This window comes from Intestinibacter sp., from assembly GCF_022780145.1.
Classification (GTDB): Bacteria; Bacillota; Clostridia; order Peptostreptococcales; family Peptostreptococcaceae; genus Intestinibacter.
The window spans coordinates 1-3,118 of record NZ_JALEXO010000287.1 but is presented as its reverse complement, the minus strand read 5'-3'; the positions used below and the strand labels follow the sequence as shown (position 1 = coordinate 3,118).

Below are 3,118 nucleotides of genomic sequence, written 5' to 3'. Positions count from 1 at the left end.
GTCATCCAGCATTTTTGTACTCTGGTGAGCTTACTTACCAGATGATTATGGAGTGGTTTGTCAAGACGGTCGCGAATATGGAGGACATCAGAAGGTGCAAAAATACTTTCGGCGAATATCTCAAGGTCACTAAGGAGGCGCATGAGATGATTGCCGAATGGACTAGGGAGAAATTTTATATATTTTCAAAGGATGTAGGTGCTGACGAGGCTCACCTATCAAGCGTTATAGAGCATCTAGCAGTCAAAAAATCGACGAAATTATTTGTGCTGGACAACCTGATGACGCTCGAATGTAGTGGTTCCGACAAGTACGAAAAGCAAATCAATACAGTGAAAATGCTGAAGTCGCTTGCCAAAAAGTACGACCTCGCGATAATTCTAGTCGCCCATCCGAATAAAAGTGTGACTATGAGTAGGGAGTCGCATGTGTTTGAGATATCTGGAGCGAGTGAGATTCCGAATTTGGCGGATTATATTTTGAAGCTCAAGAGGGGCGAGGACAAGACAGTTGCGTCAATTTTGAAAAACAGAATCACGGGGATTCAGAAGAGGAGTTTGAATCTGAAGTTCGATGCGAACAGAAGGCGATTTTATACGAAAAACAAGACCGAGCTCGATAAGGATTACGGTTATAAAGTCAAGGCAGAGCAGTTGAGCGTTTACTAGATTTATAATAACAAAAAGTGTAAAATTTAAAATACAGTACATAAATAAGAATTAAAATAAAAAAGCAAATCAAAAATGACAAAATAGAAGGAGACAAATATGATATTATATGTAGTTTATGTTTTAGCAGGATTAGGAGCAGGTGTTGTCACAGGGCTTGCGGGGCTTTCGGCGGCGGTGGTCATAACGCCACTTTTGACGAGCTTATGTGGATGGGCGAGCTACGATGCGGTCACAGTAGCGTTGGCGGCTGATGTTCTCGCGAGTATGTTGACAGCGTACACTTATTATAAGAATAAAAATATAGATTTAAAAAACGGTGTATTCGTTGCAATCACAGCGTTTTTAGGTACGGTTATTGGAAGCTACAGTGGGTATCTTTTCTCACAAGCACAGCCAGACGGACTTGGATATATCTCTATGGCGACTACGATTTTTCTGGGAATAAAATTCTTAGTTAGACCTGTGACTAAGGGCAATGATGCGGAGGAAGGCTCAGCAGATATCGGAATTAAAAAGAGAGCCTTGGCGATGTTTTTAGGATGTGGTATAGGATGGGTATGCGGATTTACTGGAAGCGGGGGTGGAGTTTTGATGCTGACAGTATTTACTATAGTCCTTGGGTACAACTTGAAGGTAGCAGTTGGTACAAGCACGATGATTATGACACTTGTGGCGCTAACTGGTGCAGTCAGCCATGTTGCTATGGGAGCTCATATGGATTATATTCCTATGCTGATTGTTGTGGCATTTTGCGTGTTGGGTGCTTATGTTAGTGCTAAGTTTGCGAATAAGTGCGAGATTAAGAGGTTGAATCGAGTTGTCGGTACGTGTCTTTTCATCCTTGGTGTGATTACTATTTCGATAAAATTGTTTTTGTAGAATAAGAAAATAGTCTGTGTATGGTTTATAAAAATATTTTTAAATACACAGACTATTTTTATTTAGAAACAGTTCTTTAAATAATGAATAGATATATGATTTAAAGGGAATACTATATATCTAAAAGATTTTACCTTAAATATAGATAAGTTTTAAGGGAATATATTCAGTATAATTGATTTTTCCCTTAAATTATAGTATATTTTAAGGGAAAGGAATGGTGATTAAGGGAATGAGAGAATTTAATTATTCTAAAATTAAAGATCAGAAATGGGATTCAGATATTCTCGGATATATAGCTGCAATATATAAGGAAGCCGGTAAACAAGAGTTATATCTTAAACAAAGACCTGAAGAGCTTGAAAAACTTGTCGAAATTGCGAAGATTCAGAGTACTGAAGCATCAAATGCAATTGAAGGGATTGTTACTACAAGCACTCGTATCAAACAACTTGTGGAAGAAAAAACTACTCCTAAAAATCGTGATGAACAGGAAATCGCTGGATATCGTGATGCATTAAATATTATTCACGAAAGCTTTGACGCTATTCCAATATCAAAAAATTATATACTACAGCTTCATAAAATTATGTACAGCTATATGAATAATCCTATGGCAGGAAAGACAAAAAATGTGCAGAATTATATTAGTGCAAGTTATCCTGATGGACATACAGAAATTATATTTACACCAATTGCTCCATTTGAAACAAACGAGGCACTAGACAAAATATGTGAGGAGTATAACAAGGTTATTGGAAATTTTGAACTTGAACCATTAATTGCCATACCTATATTTATTCATGATTTTTTGTGCATACATCCATTTAATGATGGTAATGGAAGAATGAGCAGATTGCTTACTACACTTCTTTTGTATCGTAATGGTTTCTACGTTGGTAAATATATATCTTTAGAAGCTAAAATTGCTAAAAACAAGGACTTGTATTATAACGCATTAAATCAAGCTCAACATGGTTGGCATGAAGGGACGGAAGATGTTGTTCCATTTATAAAATATATCCTTAGTATAATTTTAGCTGCCTATAATGATTTTGAAGATAGATTTTCTATTGTAGAAGAAAAACTCCCTGCGATAGAAATGGTAAGGAAAGCAACACTAAATAAGATTGGAAAATTCACGAAGCAGGATATTAGAGAATTATGCCCACATTTGAGTATAAGTTCTATTGAAGGTGCTTTGAGAAAAATGGTTAAATCTGGCGAATTAAAGCGTGAGGGTGTTGGAAAGGCAACCCACTATATCAGACTAAAATAATTCCCTTACTCAGATAAACTTTCCCTTAAAAAATAATAAATTATAAGGGAAACACATACAATTAAGGTTAAGTATCTCTATAGAGGTACTTTTCTTATGTCCATTTAAAAATAAAAATTAGTAAATACACAATAATTTTGGAAAAAATTCATCACAAAGTTGTTAAATATAATTACAATGGAAATATAAGCTTATCATTAAGGAGAAAATAAATGAAAATAGAATTATTGTTATCAGATATAGCACATATTTCAGAAAAATATGAGTTGATAAATAGAAATACAGGTGG

General features: G+C 35.2%; 2 protein-coding genes and 1 pseudogene. All 3 read left to right on the top strand.

All coding sequences use genetic code 11. The annotated features are described in order from the left end of the window. Window positions 1-668 (top strand): annotated as a pseudogene (locus MR593_RS10960) (DnaB-like helicase C-terminal domain-containing protein); the annotation flags it as partial. 99 nt (window positions 669-767) lie between these two features. Further along, on the top strand, window positions 768-1,550 hold the full coding sequence (locus tag MR593_RS10955) for a sulfite exporter TauE/SafE family protein (RefSeq protein WP_290692803.1): 783 nt from the start codon (window positions 768-770) through the stop codon (window positions 1,548-1,550). Between the two features lie 217 nt (window positions 1,551-1,767). Continuing rightward, a complete protein-coding gene (locus tag MR593_RS10950) occupies window positions 1,768-2,829 on the top strand; it encodes a Fic family protein (protein WP_331474832.1) in 1,062 nt (353 codons plus the stop codon). Window positions 2,830-3,118 lie beyond the last annotated feature (289 nt).

What these genes read in the sequence shown, in the direction of transcription:
- MR593_RS10950 (WP_331474832.1), top strand. Translation starts at nt 1,768, where the DNA reads ATGGTGATTAAGGGAATGAGAGAATTTAATTATTCTAAAATTAAAGAT.
- MR593_RS10955 (WP_290692803.1), top strand. Translation starts at nt 768, where the DNA reads ATGATATTATATGTAGTTTATGTTTTAGCAGGATTAGGAGCAGGTGTT.